Origin of the sequence: Candidatus Berkiella aquae, assembly GCF_001431295.2 — a bacterium.
In the GTDB taxonomy this organism is placed as follows: domain Bacteria; phylum Pseudomonadota; class Gammaproteobacteria; order Berkiellales; family Berkiellaceae; genus Berkiella; species Berkiella aquae.
Genome location: NZ_LKAJ02000001.1, coordinates 120312 through 137069, shown reverse-complemented (window position 1 = coordinate 137069; position 16758 = coordinate 120312). Strand labels below are relative to the sequence as shown.

At 37.5% G+C, this 16758-nt stretch carries 14 protein-coding genes; 5 read left to right on the top strand and 9 right to left on the bottom strand.

All coding sequences use genetic code 11. The features are described 5' to 3' along the window. Positions 1-388: 388 nt before the first annotated feature. Complete coding sequence (locus HT99x_RS00620; RefSeq protein WP_075067553.1) at positions 389-667, bottom strand: hypothetical protein; 279 nt, start codon at positions 665-667, stop codon at positions 389-391. Between the two features lie 251 nt (positions 668-918). Here HT99x_RS00620 and HT99x_RS00615 point away from each other — a divergent pair, with 251 nt between their 5' ends. Together HT99x_RS00615 and HT99x_RS00610 are read left to right on the top strand one after the other, a co-directional pair. Then, positions 919-1878, top strand: coding sequence for an alpha/beta hydrolase (locus HT99x_RS00615; protein WP_445971440.1), 960 nt, complete (start codon positions 919-921; stop codon positions 1876-1878). Positions 1879-1995: 117 nt separating this feature from the next. Next, positions 1996-2724, top strand: a complete 729-nt coding sequence (locus HT99x_RS00610; protein WP_075067596.1) for a protein kinase domain-containing protein — start codon at positions 1996-1998, stop codon at positions 2722-2724. Between the two features lie 112 nt (positions 2725-2836). On the opposite strand, the gene HT99x_RS00605 is transcribed toward HT99x_RS00610, so the two are convergent. Further along, the gene (locus tag HT99x_RS00605; RefSeq protein WP_158003427.1) at positions 2837-3682 is read right to left on the bottom strand and encodes an efflux RND transporter periplasmic adaptor subunit; all 846 of its coding nucleotides are present in this window, start codon (positions 3680-3682) and stop codon (positions 2837-2839) included. A 146-nt stretch (positions 3683-3828) separates the two neighbouring features. On the opposite strand from HT99x_RS00605, the gene HT99x_RS00600 reads away from it, so the two are divergent. Continuing rightward, a complete protein-coding gene (locus HT99x_RS00600) occupies positions 3829-4029 on the top strand; it encodes a hypothetical protein (RefSeq protein WP_075067594.1) in 201 nt (66 codons plus the stop codon). A 14-nt stretch (positions 4030-4043) separates the two neighbouring features. Here the strand turns inward: HT99x_RS00600 and HT99x_RS00595 are convergent, their stop codons facing one another. From HT99x_RS00595 to HT99x_RS00580, 4 genes are all read right to left on the bottom strand, one after another. Beyond that, positions 4044-5606 carry a serine hydrolase gene (locus tag HT99x_RS00595; RefSeq protein WP_075067593.1) on the bottom strand — a complete coding sequence of 521 codons (1563 nt, stop codon included), beginning with the start codon at positions 5604-5606 and terminating at the stop codon, positions 4044-4046. A 76-nt stretch (positions 5607-5682) separates the two neighbouring features. Beyond that, positions 5683-8040 carry an AAA family ATPase gene (locus HT99x_RS00590; RefSeq protein WP_075067592.1) on the bottom strand — a complete coding sequence of 786 codons (2358 nt, stop codon included), beginning with the start codon at positions 8038-8040 and terminating at the stop codon, positions 5683-5685. A 93-nt stretch (positions 8041-8133) separates the two neighbouring features. Further along, on the bottom strand, positions 8134-8601 hold the full coding sequence (locus HT99x_RS00585) for a hypothetical protein (protein WP_075067591.1): 468 nt from the start codon (positions 8599-8601) through the stop codon (positions 8134-8136). Then, on the bottom strand, positions 8586-8813 hold the full coding sequence (locus tag HT99x_RS00580; protein ID WP_075067590.1) for a hypothetical protein: 228 nt from the start codon (positions 8811-8813) through the stop codon (positions 8586-8588). Before HT99x_RS00580 ends, HT99x_RS00585 begins: the two co-directional genes overlap by 16 nt. 143 nt (positions 8814-8956) lie before the next feature. Here HT99x_RS00580 and HT99x_RS00575 point away from each other — a divergent pair, with 143 nt between their 5' ends. Further along, complete coding sequence (locus tag HT99x_RS00575; RefSeq protein ID WP_075067589.1) at positions 8957-9781, top strand: hypothetical protein; 825 nt, start codon at positions 8957-8959, stop codon at positions 9779-9781. 108 nt (positions 9782-9889) lie between these two features. Here the strand turns inward: HT99x_RS00575 and HT99x_RS00570 are convergent, their stop codons facing one another. Continuing rightward, complete coding sequence (locus HT99x_RS00570; protein ID WP_075067588.1) at positions 9890-11338, bottom strand: protein adenylyltransferase SelO family protein; 1449 nt, start codon at positions 11336-11338, stop codon at positions 9890-9892. Positions 11339-11748: 410 nt separating this feature from the next. Here HT99x_RS00570 and HT99x_RS00565 point away from each other — a divergent pair, with 410 nt between their 5' ends. Next, positions 11749-13626: a PAS domain-containing protein gene (locus HT99x_RS00565; protein ID WP_083482999.1), complete on the top strand. Its 1878-nt coding sequence runs from the start codon at positions 11749-11751 to the stop codon at positions 13624-13626. A gap of 419 nt (positions 13627-14045) precedes the next feature. Here the strand turns inward: HT99x_RS00565 and HT99x_RS00560 are convergent, their stop codons facing one another. Then, positions 14046-15278: an MFS transporter gene (locus HT99x_RS00560; protein ID WP_075067586.1), complete on the bottom strand. Its 1233-nt coding sequence runs from the start codon at positions 15276-15278 to the stop codon at positions 14046-14048. A 98-nt stretch (positions 15279-15376) separates the two neighbouring features. Then, positions 15377-16636, bottom strand: coding sequence for a hypothetical protein (locus tag HT99x_RS00555; protein ID WP_075067585.1), 1260 nt, complete (start codon positions 16634-16636; stop codon positions 15377-15379). Positions 16637-16758: the final 122 nt, after the last annotated feature.

Genomic DNA, 16758 nt, shown 5'->3' with positions numbered 1-16758 from the left:
CCATCTCCCTATTTGAAAACCCCACCCGCGCCTTTCTTCTTTGCTTATTTCGTGAGCTACGCAGGACAAGCCGGGCACCCTCACGGTGTGAAGGAGAGGGGGAAAGTAGTACCCCTCTCACCAAAGATGAGCGTCTAAGATGAGAGGTGGGGGGTTTTAAATTTAGGAGGTGTGATTTAGGGCATCCAAAATGATGCTTAGAAGATTGGCAGGCGATAGGCCTATCCTATCCTTTAATTATTCGAGGCCGCTTAGAGGACGGGCATGACCCATAACCTCCGAAGCTGTTAAACGCAAAGAAGGTCGAGAAATATCAGCATGATTCAATTTGATCTTTTTTAAAGACGTCTTAAATACCTTCTACGGTAGAACGCCTCATTTTAACTATTTATTGATCGTTTGTTTGATTAGCTTGATTTTTTCTCTCACGCACTCTTTCACGAAACTTAACTTCACCACCTCCATCACGTTGAAAATAGCCACGATAGGGAAGCGCATTTTTTTCTTCTTGAGCTCGTTCTTGCATGGGTTTAGGCAAAACCGAAGGATCCGTTTTTTGAATAAAGCTTTTGGAATGAGCAGGACCAATGATTTCATTATCATCGGCCATGCCAACTTGAGAAAAAAATAAGATGGATGCAATCAATGTTGTAGTTAATTTATTCATCGTTACGCCTGTGACAACTTACTCCCATTTTATTTTAGTTTCATTTTTCCAATATTCACGTGCATATCAAATGATATGATCAATACTAGATATCCTTTCCACTGCACAAAAATCTTGCCAAAAATAGTGTATCTTTTATAAACGTGACGATAAATGGCTACTGAATTTATATTCCTATCAGAAGGATTGTGTTAATGAAATTAACAAGAACCTTATTCATCACTTATGTAGTGTGCTTTGCTAGCAACCTTATGGCTGCTGATGCCGGATGGGTTGAACACAATACTCGTAAATTCTTAGACACCCTGGCAACCAATAAAGGTAAAGCGATTGAAGAATTGTCACCCCAAGATGCACGTGCGGTTTTAGCCAATGCGCAAAAATTAGTTAAAACAGACACCTCCAAAATCGATATTCAAGAGAAGATGATTACGGTTGATGGCAAACCTATTATACTCACCATTGTACGACCTAAAGGGCATGATAAACCGCTACCTGTCTTTATGTTTTTTCATGGTGGTGGTTGGGTATTGGGCGATTTCCCAACCCATGAACGTTTTGTGCGAGATCTGGTGCTAAATAGTGGCATGGCAGCTGTTTTTGTTAATTATACGCCATCTCCTGAAGCAAAATTTCCAGTCGCCATCAATCAAGCTTATGGCGCAACTTCATGGGTTGCAGATCATGGTCATGAAATAAATGTCGATGGTAAAAAATTAGCGGTTGTCGGCAATAGTGCCGGTGGTAATATTGCAAATGCGGTTAGCATCATGGCCAAAGAAAAGGGCACTCCCAAAATTATGGCACAAGTTTTATTCTGGCCAGTGACCGATGCTAATTTTGATACCGAATCTTATAACAAATTCTCACATGGTTATTTCCTCACTAAAAATATGATGAAATGGTTCTGGGATAACTATACAACGGATGAAAAAGAACGTGCTGACGTTCTTGCTTCACCTTTGCGTGGCACCAATGCTCAATTGAGTGGTTTACCCCCTACCATGATTCAAACGGCTGAAAACGATCCCCTACGCGATGAAGGAGAAGCCTATGCACAAAAACTGGATACTGCTGGCGTTGATGTAATTGCCATCCGTTATAATGGCATGATTCATGATTATGGCTTACTTAATGCACTCAGTGAAATTCCTGCCGTTCAAGAGTCTTTAGAACATGGTGCATCGCATTTGAAAAAATATGTGAAATAGCCACGCTGCTTTTATTTGATTTTATACACCAATTTCCTTAAAATTCGCTACCTCAAGCAGCCAAATTCTAGAGTGATTTTAATGAAAAATGGTGTTAATTCTAACAATTCTTGATCTTTGTCGCCGGTTAAATTATTTTGCCCACAATTTCAGCATACTAAGAGTGCTCCTACTCTTAATGATATTTGGCAGACCATTTTAGCAAAGAATTCTACTTACAAAATAATTGAACAAGCCAAAAATGACTTCCTGAAAGATGGTACCTGGCTTGGTGAACCAGCTCTAAAATGGGTTTGCCAAAAAATAAAAGAGTCACCTCTCAAAATATATACTTTTGTTCGCTTGAGACACATTATTCTTGCTGATCAAGATGGCACACCTTATGCCATCTATCATGATGGTAAAATTGGCAAAGGTGCTGTTGGGTGCATTAAATTGGCACAAAATTTAATCACTAAGGAACTTTGTGTTGTAAAAACCATGCTAGATGATGAGGAAAAGGCTTTAGATGAAAGTGAAATTTTAAAAAAGCTTAATTTATTTAATGGGATACGGTTTCGTACTACCAAAGATGGATCGCATAAAAGTTATCTTTTTATGAAATTACTGCCTGGTATTACTCTGCATCAATTCAAAAAGCACTGCAAAAATGATTTGAATGTTCTTTCTCCCCAATATCAAGCTCAAATATTACATTCGTTACTGGAGGCGATACAATTTCTCATTAAAAATCAAATTAATCATGCAGATGTTTCTAGTAGAAACATCCTCATTGATCCACTGACACTTCAGGCTCATTTTATCGATTTTGGCGATGCTTGCACGCTCACTTTATACTTGGCGTAACTTGGAGCAAACGTTGCAACATGCCATTGATATGGCAAGCAAATTTGCTGATCCTCCTAAAGAGAATCATGAATGCGCACATCCATCCCCTAAAAGAATGAAGCTAGCCTAGCTAGCTTTTATTTGATACGGTTTTAGCTGGCATTTTATCAGAAATCATTAATTCCACTTTTACTTCATCACCGGGATGCCATTGATGTTTAGTATTATCAAGCTCAACGATGGCGCGACCATTTCTGCTTTTATCATTAACAGGACTGATATACATAATTTCGGCATGAGCAATGGTCGAATTATCATGTGAGTAAATAGTTGCTTTTTGTCCTTTATGTATTTTGCGCATATCTTTACCATCAATAGCAAGATTGACCCAAACGGTGTCTAAATCGCCAATGACATAAATTTGCTTATCTTTATCAATCGCACATCCACGTGTCAAATGACGTTCAATAATCACGCCATCTAAGGGTGAATGGATATGGCATAAATTTAAAGGTTCTTTCTCTTCAGGTAAATGATTGATTTCATCGATGCTAAGACCTAAAGCTAATAGTTTTTGCTTTGCTTGTTCTAAATGAATTTTGGCTGTTTCAACACCAATTTTTGTTTTAGCAAATTCAATTTCTGCTTTTACATGCGTTTTACAAAGCTTTTCTTCACGTTTTAAAATTTCATTTTTCAATTGGATTTCTTGATAAGCAGCTAAATAGGCGGCTTTAATTTCAGCCATTTCACGGCTTTGAAATGAAACCAGACGCTCTCCCTTTTCAACAGGTTCACCTAAGTTTTTATAAATGTCTTTGACATGCCCTTGTACGGCAGAGACGACATGCGTTACTTTATTTTCATTTAACGTAATTTCACCCGGTAAAGATAATTTTTGCGCATCAACTGCACAAAGCATTTTTGAGATCGCTAATAACGCTAAGCCCATCAACCATTTTGTTTTTACATGCATAAAATTTATCCTGGAAAAAGTGATTGCTTTCAAGTATAGCTCAAGATCTTTCATCAAATGCATATGCATGACCTATTAGCAAACATTGAAATTGTTGTCATTGAAGCCCAAAATATTGAAAGCGTCGTAACTAAAAGGCATTTATTATGAAACCTGATGATAAAAACAAAGAACATGAAGAAGAGTTGCTCAAGCGCCATAAGCCACTTGAATTTCACAAGATAAAACCCGAAACGCAGAAGAGCAAAGAACACAAGAAGGAAGCCAACCCTTCACCTAATGCACCACTAGTACCTTGCATTAGATGTGGCAAAACGCATCGTAAAGGTGCCAAATGTCAACCATGAGGATGCATGGCTGTTCATTTACCCAATTTATTCCCGCTATCTTTTTTAACTTCTAAAGAGGTTTCTTCAACAGGTTGCGAGGTGCTCGCTAAGGACAATGCCCTATCATAGGCGGGAGAAACTGGCCTTACCTGGGGTGTTATTTCAAATTCAGTAGCGATTCGTTGCGATTTATACCATGTCGTTTGTTTTAATATCATATCCGCTAAATTTGTTGCCGCTCGTTCGCCTTGATCTGACAATATACAAATCGTGGTACCATTTCTCAAAGAAGTATAAAAATGTGCGGTATCCGCATGAATGCCACTGTGTTCAACTGCTTGCTTTTGGGGGTTGTAAAATTCGGCGCCATATCTTTCTATGAGTTGTTTAAAACGAGAATCACGCTCACATTCTGCTCTTATCCATTGTGCAAATCTTTGTAAATCTTCATTGGTTGTCCAGTATCCCCCGGCGGTGCTTGCATATCTTGCTGACACATATTGTTTAATATAATCAGGTTTTTTATCTTGCAAGTTTCGTTGTTTCTCAGCGTAATATCCTTTTTCAGGTCGTTTATTTTCAAATACTTTTAAGCCAACATCCTCTTTAACAAAATGGCGCATGATTTCATCGATACCCAGCGATGGCGTTTCACCCTTGGCTTGTTGTGCATCTTGATATTTTTTCTCAATCGCAAATCCAAGTAACAACATACCTAGATTGCTATAACTGAATTGACCTAATGGATTTAATACTTTCTTTTCACCATATTTCAACAGATCGTGGCTTGATTTAATTTCAGGCACCGCTTGCCCTGCATTGAGCTTTTGCTCGATATCAGCAGCATGTCCCGATGCATTATCAAGATAATCACCCAACCCATTTTGATGCAGCATAATTTGTTTTAATGTTGCGTGTGATAAGCGTTCTTGCACTGCTGGTGAGAGTTCTTGTAAAACCGAATCGCTTAATTGAATGGGTTTATCGATATCGTCCTCAGAAATAATGCCATCCCTTATCATTTTCATCAGTAATATACCGGTAAATACTTTCGCGACTGAATGAATAGAGAATATAGGATTATCACCAAATTTTTCTTGCTCAAGTGGCGGATACATTTGATCGCGATTAAAAATAGATACGGAACCTGAAAATTGAATTTCATCCATATATTCTTTCAAGTCAGCAATATCTTCTGGCGTAATCATGGGATCAACTTCATCAACCAACGGCATACTTAAATGTTCACCGCTTTGGATCTCTGCTAATGTTTTATCGACTTCATCTTCAATATCACCTAATGTAACGCTATCACTTGTTCTAGATAATACTTTTTTCTTTGCTGTTCGTCGCAATGTGTTTTCAATGATTTGCTGAAATGTCATAAAATCATCTTTGTGTACCGCTTCATCAAATTTTCTCGAATACTCAGTTTCAAGATAACCTTGTTCTATTGGTTCAAGTAGTCCTAGCACTATCTTCAAAATATTGAATTGTTCAAGCCCATTAACCTTAATTTTTTCCCATAAGGCTTTAATAATCTCTTGTCTAACGCTTGATCTCATTAAAGCTTCATTATCTGACCATTTTCCCATATAAAATTCCTAAAAATCTGGATCAATAAACGAATAATCAACTGCATCATTGATGTTTAAAAACTGGCAGTTCCACTTAGTCCTCTGGCGGAAGAAAATTATTGCCAATCTTTGAAAATTGAGTCAAATTTTCTTCACACAATTTGTGGATATCATCCGGGTCTTTCCCCATTAAGAGACTCAACGCGACATCAACCGAGGGTACTGCATAAAGATGGAAGTGGCCCTGCTTACACGCATCCACCACCTCTTGCTTGAGCATTAAATTCTTTACATTGCTTGGTGGAATCAGTACGCCTTGTTTGCCAGTTAACCCTTGTAATTGACAAATATCGAAAAATCCTTCAACTTTTTCGTTCACGTTACCTATCGCCTGCACGGCACCATGCTGATTGATAGAACCCGTGACCGCATAATATTGCTTTATCGGGATCTGAGTAATGGATGAAATTAAGGCGCACAATTCCGCAAGTGAAGCACTATCACCATCAACCACCCCATAGGTTTGTTCTAATACCAAACTTGCAGAGAGGAAAAACGGCAACGTGTTAATATACCTTCCTTTTAAATATCCTGAAAGAATTAAAACACCTTTGGAATGGTTCGCCCCCCCTAAATTCACTTCCCTTTGAATATCAATCATGGCTTGTTTACCAGCACGTGTTGAAGCCGTAATTCGCGTTGGCAAACCAAACGCAAAATTAGGCAAGTGAATAACCGTTATCGCATTAATCTGGCCGACGACTTCATTTTCTAAATCAATTAAAATATCTTCCGATAAAATATCTTGATAATATTCTTTGCGAACTTTATCAATACGATACATCCTTGCAGATTCTGCTTTATCGACATCTTCCTTCATGACACAAGACTGTGACCGCACTGTTGCCCAATAACTTGATTCTTCTAACATTTCAACAATGCTGCTACGTTGTAAAGCTATTTTGAGCGAATTTCCTGACGCGCGAATACAATTATCAATAATTGCAGCGACGGCATTTCGATGAAAAGGTAATAACTTTCTTTTTTTAATGATTCTTGCAATATAGCGTATGAATTGCTGCACATGCTGATCACTTCGTTCAATGGTTGTTTCAAAATCGACTAGCACTTGAAATAGTTTATTAAAATCGTCATCATCTTGCCCTAATTCATCGTAAAGATAACGATCGCCAAGCAAAATGACTTTGGTTTTTAAAGGGATCGGCTCTGGTTGCAATTGAGTTGAATTAGAACCACTTTGTGATTGCAGAGGTTCTATCGCAATTTTTTGCTCTAACAGAATGCGTTTTAAGCTGTTCCAAGCATGGATGTCATTCATCAATTTTTTGATTTCTAACATCAAATAGCCACCATTCGCTTTATGCAATGCACCTGGTTTAATTAAAGTATGATCGCTAATCGGTACTCCATGTTGAGCCGTGCCTTCAAGCTGCCCAATCAAATTAATATAATTAGGGTGTCGTTCAAATACGATGGGCGCATGCTTTTCTTTATGATTACTAACAATCACATTCACTTCATAACGAAGTAATGCTTCATTTTTATATGGGCCATCAATATTATGCTCATTGTCGCTGACATCTTTATGCATAAAATTTTCTGGGAATTCGATAATATCTTTTTGTACATCTCTTAAATAACTAAGCACTTTCAAATCCGTATATTTTTCTTTAATGGGGCCGATTAAAGAACTAACCAATGTATTACAAAAGTCATTTCTGATCTCTTTGAGTTGTTCATGCTTTTGCTTATACCATACTGGCATATCTTCCTTAATTTTATCTAAACGTGCTCTTATTTTATTCATTTTATTTTTGAGCTCTTTAATTTCGCTTTCACTCAGTGCATTTAATTGTGCCTCTGTCATTTGCTCATCATTGACTAAAGGCACCACTTCATAATTACCTAGCGTTTCAACAATCCCTAAAGCATTTTTTTTAGCTTCTTTTTGTATTTTTGAAAAATATCTATCTTCCATGCTTTTATATTTCAATTCTATTTTTTCAATACGTGAGCGATACTCTCTGCTATTAAATAAATAAGGAATGGCATAATGCAAATGATCGGTCAATTCTTTCATTTGCTGTTTAAATATTTCACCGACACCCGGTGGAAATTGCAAAGCAATCGGCTTTTGCGGCAAATGAAAATTGTAAACGTAGCACCAATCATCTGGCGAAATTTCTTTGCTGGTTACATTGCGTAGATAATGGCGAATGAAGTAGTTTTTACCAAAACCTGAAGGCCCGGCTGCAAACATATGATATCCCCGCTGACGCATTTGGATACCAAATGAAAGTGCCTCTAGTGCTCTTGTTTGGCCAATATTTTCAAGTAGCTCATCGATTTGATCGGTAGAATCAAATTGAAATTGAACAGGATTGCAAGCGGGGCGTAATGCCGCTAGAGGTATGGGAATTATTTTCTTCATACTTATAAAGTATAGCGTGCAGCTATCTTTGAAAGTGCCTGCAAATATTTCAGGTAAAACTGCTACCAGTATGAATTGACAGCTTATGTAGAATTATCCCTTACAGGTTCTAATTGGCATACTTCTACCTTTAATCGTGTCATTAATTAAATGCGGTAAAAGCAGTGAAATACAAGTTAACTTTTCATCTTCAAACTTCAGAGAGAACCAATAGTTTCCATGATTGTAAAGCCATTGTTCTTGTACACCCATACTAATGGGATAGGGAATAGAAACAGTGGGAACACCGATTTTGCTAAGTACTTGCCCCTTTAGTGGGGGATTACCATCGAGGTGATATTGTGTAAGCCAGGATTGTGCCCAGCTTCCAGGTAATCGCATTTCGATTTTTACCAGCTTATCATCCACATCAAATGTTAAAGCACTCACCGGTATTGGCAAATGTAATGTCACACTTTCTCCCGATAGGGTACTGGAAAAATCAAACGCTCCCTCGATCAAAGGGAGCACGTCAATTCGTAATTTTCCTAGCCATGCAGTAAATTCTAGCTGGGATAACATAGGACACCCACGTTAACACTCACGAGGGAGGTATCAAGCCCTGCCTCTCTTAACGCTTGTAACATCGCATTAGGATCAAATTGATGTTTATTCAGCAATTTAAGGTGGGCGGCAACAATCGGCAAATAATCGAGTGGTACATTGGCTTCATAAAATTCTTCACAAATCCCACCAGCAACGAAATTTAATTGTGTGTAGTTTAACGTTTTCATTGATTGATCCCTTTTATTTTTTCAAACGAGATTGCCATTTTCTGTTTTTTTAATTCTTTTCACAACTTACCATTCTCCAATTGTATTCGAACAACTTCATTGTTAGTATCTCATTTTTCTAACGAAATTAAGGACTTTATCAGATGTTAAGTAGTGTCTTGTCACCAGATTCTATGTTAGCTACCTTAGGGGTGGCAGAGGAAGATCGTGCTGCCTTAAGACAAATTTGGCAAACGTTATCTAATGTCACTTTCGGCTTAGCGGCACGTATTTATAATGAATACCGCGCATTAACCCCAGAACAGCGCACTGCCATTCGTCAAAATATTGTGAGTGGCGTTAATAATCTAGCCCAGGAGTTAAATGCCGCTTTTAATCGCAACGATATTCGTGCCGGACTCGCCTTGTTAGCTCATTCACAACCTAGAATTGAAGCGCTTCCTGATGAAGACACTTTAAGACCAAGACCCACAGCCGTTCCTGCGATTACTTATTCCACCCCAACTCGCCTATCCCACCACTCTTCAATAAACTCACGAATAGAAAATATTGATGCCGCTTTAACTGCAGCGCACCCCAGAGAATCGCAACTTTCCGATCATTTATTGCAACAAGCTTTGGCACAATCAGAAGCAGATGCTTTTGATGCCGATTTAGCGGAAGCATTGCGTCAATCTGTCGCAGCTCATCAAGCTCAGCAGTCACAAGAAGATGATGAACGCCCAGTAACACTCGCATCAACCAGAAAAAATACACCTAAGAAATCTGAAAAGAAAGCCACCGCCCCAGTCGCTACTGATGAAAGTGATGATGAAGATTTCCAAAAAGCCATTGCCGCTTCTTTAGAAGAGCTACCCAAAGCTATCACGCCAAACCTTAAAAAACATCATACGAATGCACGCAATGAAGAGAAAAATGCTGAGGACGAAGATTTAGCGCGTAAAAAGAAAGCACGTCGCAAAAAGTAACTCATTCAGAGAGGTTCTTATCAAAGAGAACCTCTCTTCCCTTTAGAGCTTTCCATCTTCAAATCATTCAACCTCAAAAGAGAAATTACCTAAATCATCAATATTCATTTATGTACCACAAAAAGTTTCACCGATTTTTTCTTCACTGGTTGGTGGTTGTCTTAGATCATCAAACTTGGGATTATCGTGATACGGTTCCTGATAGGCTTCTAAACATCGATTGAACCATGATAAATCGCCTGTAATCGCCCTCTTCAATGCTTTGTCAACTTGATGATTTCGTGGAATGAGCGCTGGGTTCTTCATTTTCATTAAATGTGTCACTTCCTGCAGCGATAATCCTTGAGTTGCAAGGCGCGCTTGCCAGCTCTGACACCAATCTCGCAAATGAGGTGATAACGAGGCATTTACCCCCCCTTCACCTATTGAAGATAATGCCCTAAAGGTGTTGGTATAATCTAATGTTTGCTGTTGCATGATAGTTAACAATCGTTGAATCAGTAGCTCGTCTTGATTTTCCTCACTCACTAAACCCAATTTTTGGCGCATCATCTGCAGCCACTGTTTTGCAAAAAGTTGTGCAAATTCTTCAATCTGCTGTTGTGCTATGTTAATTGCTTTATCTTTATTTTCATGTAAAAATGGTAATAAACATTCTGCTAAACGAATAAAATTCCACTGCGCGATATTGGGTTGATTGGCAAAGGCATAGCGCCCATGATGATCAATAGAGCTAAAAACTGTTTCAGGATGATATTCATCCATAAACGCACAAGGGCCATAATCGATGGTTTGTCCACTAATTGCCATGTTATCAGTGTTCATCACACCATGAATAAACCCCACTCTCAACCACTCACAGATTAATGTTACTTGTGCTTGCTTGACATACTCTAACAATCCCAAAGCACCTTGGGATTGTAGCTCCTCTGGAACATGACGTTTTATCGTATAATCAAGTAATGATTGCAGGGACGCAGGAGAGGCTAAGGTTGCAGCATATTCAAAAGTCCCTACGCGGATATGACTTGCAGCAATTCGAGTGAGTACAGCCCCTGGCTGCAATGTGCCTCGATATATCTGCTCACCCGTGCTAGTCACTGCTAAACTTCGTGTGGTTGAGATTTTAAGTGCATGCATGGCTTCGCTAATGAGATACTCTCTTAACATTGGGCCTAAGGTTGCTTTACCATCACCTCGCCTTGCATAAGGGGTTGGTCCTGAACCCTTTAATTGAACATCGTATCGCTTTCCATTGGGTGCGACTTGTTCGCCTAACCACATCGCACGGCCATCGCCCAATAAGGTAAAATAACCAAATTGGTGCCCCGCATAAGCTAAAGCTGCAGCCTTCGCGCCATGGGGTAAGACGCTGCCACTTAATATTTGTGCATCGAAATTCTCAAGTCCTAACTCGTTTGCCAAAGGCTGATTCCATAGGATAATTTCAGGTAAAGGCACAGACTGTGTCTGAATAACAGAATAAAATTCATTGGGAAGCTCAAGATAACTATGTTCCCATTGGTTATTTATTGGCGCAACGTTTGATTTATTCATGCATTCCCTCATCAAATCTTTTCCAATAGATTACTGCAAATTCTCTCTTTATCCAAGTTTCACTTAATAAGTAAATACACTGATAACACCTCACGGATTAATAGCATAAATGACTCGATAAATAGCAAATTATCATTGATAGAGAATCACCTTGAAGATGATCTATTCTTGGTGGGAAACTTTTACATTAGCTGGTTGTTATTTATTTGTCATTTGATTTAGCATTTACAAAACTCATTAATTTAGCAGCAAATTTTCTAGCATTTTTTCCTGCAAGGAAATTGCTAAATTCGTTAAAATAATGTGATCAAGATGTACGACATTTCAGGAATATTTTCCTAAAAATAAGTTTTTTATCCAGTCTATTTTCTCGTAATCTTTACTAAGGTTTTACTAGAGGTTTAATTTTTATGAAGATAATGAGATTAAACATTAAATTTATACTATTTATTCTCACAACCTTGATGATAATTCAAGGGTATTTATTCTATCGTTTTATTGAGGATATGCAATCTACTCGCCAATGGACTCAACATACCTATGATGTCATCATGAATCTTACACAGTTACAAAGTGAGTTACGACAAAATAATCTCAATTATATTCATTATTTGCGCAGCAGCAATAAATCATTTATCGACAACAACGCCGATGTGCTCGCCAAATTAAATGCCATTCAACAATTAACGAATGACAATCCTATTCAACAACAAACCGTCGCTGCTATCAAGCCATTACTCCATGAGCAGTATGTCAGTTTTAAACAATTGATTGAGAAAAATTCAACCACTCCATTGGCGGTAGAAAACAACATTGACAATAGCCATTTTTTAAGCATTGACACAAAAATTTCACAGCTTATCAATAACATGATCAATGTCGAACAAACTTTATTAAAAAACCGAAACACATTGAGTGACCACGCAAGAGATCGATTCTTTCATTTTAACTTTTATGCGGCCATTTCATCTTATTTGATCCTTTTTGGATTTATCATTCTTTTAATGCGCGGAATTAATGAGCAAAAACAATTACAAAAAGAAAAAATAAAGGCAAATGATCGATTCCAAAAAATCTTTGAACTCTCTACCGATGCACATCTTATCTTTGACGATGAAGGTATTATCGAATGTAATGATGCCGTCCTTAAGATGCTAAAATGTTATGACAAAGAGCAACTTAAACACCACCACCCTTCTGAATTTTCACCGGTTACTCAAGCAGACAATATCTCTCCTCAGGTTAAGAGAACAGCTATCGAAGCAAAACTCAAAGAAGCAGGCTATGTTAAATTTAATTGGATCTTAAAAAGATTCGATGGAGTAGAGATCCCTATCGAGGTAAGCATAACTTCTATTATGCTTGATGAAAAGGAAGTTTCACTAGCAATCTGGCATGATATTTCCGAGCAAAAGAAATATCAACACATGTTAGAGCAGTTGCATAATATTAATGCAAACAAATCCTTGCCATTACCTCAAAAGATAAAACAAATTATTCAATTAGGTTGTTCTTATTTTCATATGCCCAAAGGTATCATGGGCAAGGTTGAAGATCATACCTTTCTTGCCTTTTATACTTCAGAAGACGATTCTGTCATGCGCGCCGGCGGTCACTTTGCTTTAAATGCGAATACCACACGATTTTTTAATCCACATATTTTAGTCGCTTATGAAAGAATTCCTGACAAGCAACCTTTGATATTAAATGATTATAAAATTGGTTGTTTAATTGCATGCCCTATTTATGTTCACGGCAAGCCCTATGGCACAATTTGCTACTTTAAAGGCAAACCCCATTTAGAACCTTTTTCAGAATCTGAAAAAACTTTTATTCATATTATTTCCCAATGGATAGGAAGTGAAATTGAAAGTAATTTGGTTTTAAAAGAATTGGAGAGCAATAAATATCGGCTTGAACGTGCGATCAAAAATGTGCAAGATGGATTATGGGAATGGAATTGCATTACTAATAAAATATATATTAATGAGCGATATAAAGAAATTTTAGGATATACGGCAAAGGAGGATTTTCAATTGAATGATTTGGAATCATTCTCCAAACTCATCCATCCTGATGATGCCGACCAAGTGTGGGACTCGGTTAAGCAAGCTTTTGAAAATGATGCTCCCTTCAATATTAAATTTCGTCTGCTCTGCAAAAATGGCACTTATATTTGGACACATTCTCGTGGTAATGTCTATCGAGATCATAATGGCAAACCGACTTCTGTTTCAGGAATTTTAACGCCTTTATCAGATGAGAAAATAACTCAAGCAAGAAAATAGCAGGGTGTATGCAGCTTGTTAAAACACTTCTAACACGATAAGCTTCTTCATTCTTTCGATGTAGGCATCTCCATTATTTTTATCGCACGCCAGAGCAAGATGAAAAAATAAAAGCACTGAAAATCCCTGTTGAAATATGCCCATCATGCCATCAACAACTGAATTGGTGGAAAGAAGGACAACCTCATCCTATCTTAACGCTATATCAACACCGAACCCGGGTACTGCCTGGCACGGATGATAATATTTTATTTAATTGTGATGATGAACAAGAACAGAAGAAATTAGATGACATTTTACTTGTTCCTGAAAAATATGCGCATCTGAGTGAAGCTGAACAACAGCAAAAGGTAGCAGAAAAAAGAAAGGGCTATATGTTTAGTTAAGCCACGAAGGCTCGCAATTATTGCGAGCCTTTCTTATGCTGTGATACTTGTTTGTCGCACAAAATGCATTCCACGTTTATATAAGCAGGCATATAGCGATATGCTAATGCCACTACTGACAATGGCTAAAAGACTCATTGGTATAGTACTACCATCAAAGTAATGAGCGGCAATCCAAATCAAACCCGATGTTAATAATAGCCTTAATGATTGGGTTAGTGACATCGCAGAACCTTTAAGGTTATCACCAATGAAATTCATAGAATAACTAAAACTAATGGTTATTGCAGCGGCACAACCAAAGCTGGCCAACGTCATTGAAGCAATAAGCCAATTAGGTGATTCATTATGACTAAATGAAAGGATACTTAAGCTCATAATACCCACTAAATAAAAACCATTTCCGATCATTTTAGTTCTAAACATCCCTCGTGTTTTAATAAGGCGTGCACCCGCTAAGCTACCTACAAAGAAAGCTCCCATAATGCTTGCTTGATAATAACCAAATATTTTTTTATCAACCTGTAAGTAATCAATAAAAATCAAAGAGAGATTAGCGATAAATACAATGATGACACTAAAAGTTAAGCACCAAATCATATTATGTGCTACGAAAGGAAAATTACTCAGTAAAGAAGCATAGTTGCGACAAATGGTAGAAACACGTAATGGCGTTCTTTTTTCTTTAGGTAACGTTTCTTTAATGTAAAAAAGATAGGCAAAAAACACCAACGTTACCAAAGCGGCAATGAGATAAAAATTCACTCGCCATCCCCATCGTAATCCAATCCAATTACCTATCATCGGAGCAAGTGCCATTAATCCCCCAACTAAACCATTGCATAAAGCAACCAATCGTGCTGACTTCTCTGCTGTGAATACATCAAAAAACATTGCCAAACCTGCACTCACAATGGCTCCGCAACCTAGTCCTTGTAGTAGGCGATAAAATACCATCCAAGCAAAAGAGCTGGTGAGCGAACACCCAAAGCTTCCTAGCATAAAGATGAATAAACCTGTGCATAAAATAGCTTTTCTGCCATAAGCATCGGATGCTGGACCAAAAAAGAGGCTAGATAGGCACAATCCTAAAAAATTCATGCTTATTAACAACTGGATTGCTTGCTCATTGGTTGCAAAATAGCTCATCATAGCTGGAAAAGTTGGTGTATAAATATCGGTTTCCACATAAAAAGCAATAAAGGCAAATAGGACAATTCCAATAAAAGAAAGCTCTTGCGCTTTGCTCTGAAAATAGGGCTTCATTATTATATTTTCCTTCAATGAGTCATCCGACCCAAATAAGAAATGACTGTGCCAGCTCTCAATAATATCACTCAAAATGGTTTTAATGTACTACTCGTTTAAGGCGTTGTATTTCTTGAAAGCTTGTGAATTTCTCTTGCTTTTTGCACCATGATTTGATTGGTAGCATACAATTTTTTAGCGTAAGGATGGTTAGAAAATAGTAATACCTTTTCTATTTGATTATGAATGGGATGATTTTTTCTTTCATGAATCATTTGCCTAAATGCTTCTGTATCTATTGGTTCTTCAGTATACGATTGACATTGCTGATCAGCTCTATCTACTGTTGATAGTGGCAATATATGATAATGGTCTACTAATGGAGTGTCTAATAGCATACCATCCACGTGACAAATCCCAACGATAGCAATCACGGGGTCTTTTCCCTTTGATGCAATCGCAACATCAACCATCACTTCATTTCTTACTTTCATTCCCTCAACGGATGTACTTGTTCGTGAATTTTTATAATTGTGCTGCGTGCTTTCACATTCAGGCGGATCGATAAAATGGATATGCCCACAAGCCGCATAATCCATTGGAACTTTATTAAAACCTAAAGATTTTGCTTCGTCTTCAAGATGATTTGCGACAGGATTTTCAGAGATATCTAAATAATATTGCTTAAAAAATGCTTCCGTTAACAATAGCTTAGAAATTTGTTTTTCAGCAAGGATGTGTAATATTAAATCTTCAGCAAGCAATGCATTTCGATCATAGTGATTTTCACCAATTAATATCATGAGAGGTTTATTTAATCTTTGTGCTTCTTTTATTGCTTGGTCAATTTTAGTAGATAACTTTTTATACTGTGCATATAAATCTCGATCAAATGAACTTAGATCTTCTAATGCATTTTTTAAGTATTCTCTCACGTATCGATTGGGATGCTCTGAAAATGCTCTAAGCATTGATAAATCATTCGTTAAAATCGCGTCATCAATTGATCTGGTGTCACTGTTCATCCAATTAACATAATCAATAACATAATTCACTTGTGAAAATGCCTGACTCGCCATGCTTGAAACTTGATGGCATATATTGTCAACGGCAACTCGCGCTAGTTTCCCCAGAATATAAAATGGTTGTGATTCAAAGCGTTTTTTCGCCCAATAGTCATCATAAGAAATAATATTGCCAGTTTGCTCATCAATGTACTCATAGATCCCATCTTCTCTGTCGATTTCAGCTTGAATGGTGATGAAATCTTGCAATATATTATTGCCATTAGCTAACGCAGCGCAAGTTGGTGCATTTGCAATATCAAGATGATTATTATCTTGAGTGGCGGTAAGATTACCGTTTAAGTTTAACATTATTAAATCTCAGCTGGATGCTATTCGAAAGTATTCTATAGATAATCATCTTCGAATAACACAAAAGCAAGATAAACATTATTCTATACACGATAAATGCATAATATTCGAACTTTTATGCG

Coding starts and splice junctions, on each gene's coding strand:
- HT99x_RS00620 (WP_075067553.1), bottom strand. CDS start 667: ATGAATAAATTAACTACAACATTGATTGCATCCATCTTATTTTTTTCT.
- HT99x_RS00615 (WP_445971440.1), top strand. CDS start 919: ATGGCTGCTGATGCCGGATGGGTTGAACACAATACTCGTAAATTCTTA.
- HT99x_RS00605 (WP_158003427.1), bottom strand. CDS start 3,682: ATGCATGTAAAAACAAAATGGTTGATGGGCTTAGCGTTATTAGCGATC.
- HT99x_RS00600 (WP_075067594.1), top strand. CDS start 3,829: ATGAAACCTGATGATAAAAACAAAGAACATGAAGAAGAGTTGCTCAAG.
- HT99x_RS00595 (WP_075067593.1), bottom strand. CDS start 5,606: ATGGGAAAATGGTCAGATAATGAAGCTTTAATGAGATCAAGCGTTAGA.
- HT99x_RS00590 (WP_075067592.1), bottom strand. CDS start 8,040: ATGAAGAAAATAATTCCCATACCTCTAGCGGCATTACGCCCCGCTTGC.
- HT99x_RS00585 (WP_075067591.1), bottom strand. CDS start 8,601: ATGTTATCCCAGCTAGAATTTACTGCATGGCTAGGAAAATTACGAATT.
- HT99x_RS00580 (WP_075067590.1), bottom strand. CDS start 8,813: ATGAAAACGTTAAACTACACACAATTAAATTTCGTTGCTGGTGGGATT.
- HT99x_RS00575 (WP_075067589.1), top strand. CDS start 8,957: ATGTTAAGTAGTGTCTTGTCACCAGATTCTATGTTAGCTACCTTAGGG.
- HT99x_RS00570 (WP_075067588.1), bottom strand. CDS start 11,338: ATGAATAAATCAAACGTTGCGCCAATAAATAACCAATGGGAACATAGT.
- HT99x_RS00565 (WP_083482999.1), top strand. CDS start 11,749: ATGAAGATAATGAGATTAAACATTAAATTTATACTATTTATTCTCACA.
- HT99x_RS00560 (WP_075067586.1), bottom strand. CDS start 15,278: ATGAAGCCCTATTTTCAGAGCAAAGCGCAAGAGCTTTCTTTTATTGGA.
- HT99x_RS00555 (WP_075067585.1), bottom strand. CDS start 16,636: ATGTTAAACTTAAACGGTAATCTTACCGCCACTCAAGATAATAATCAT.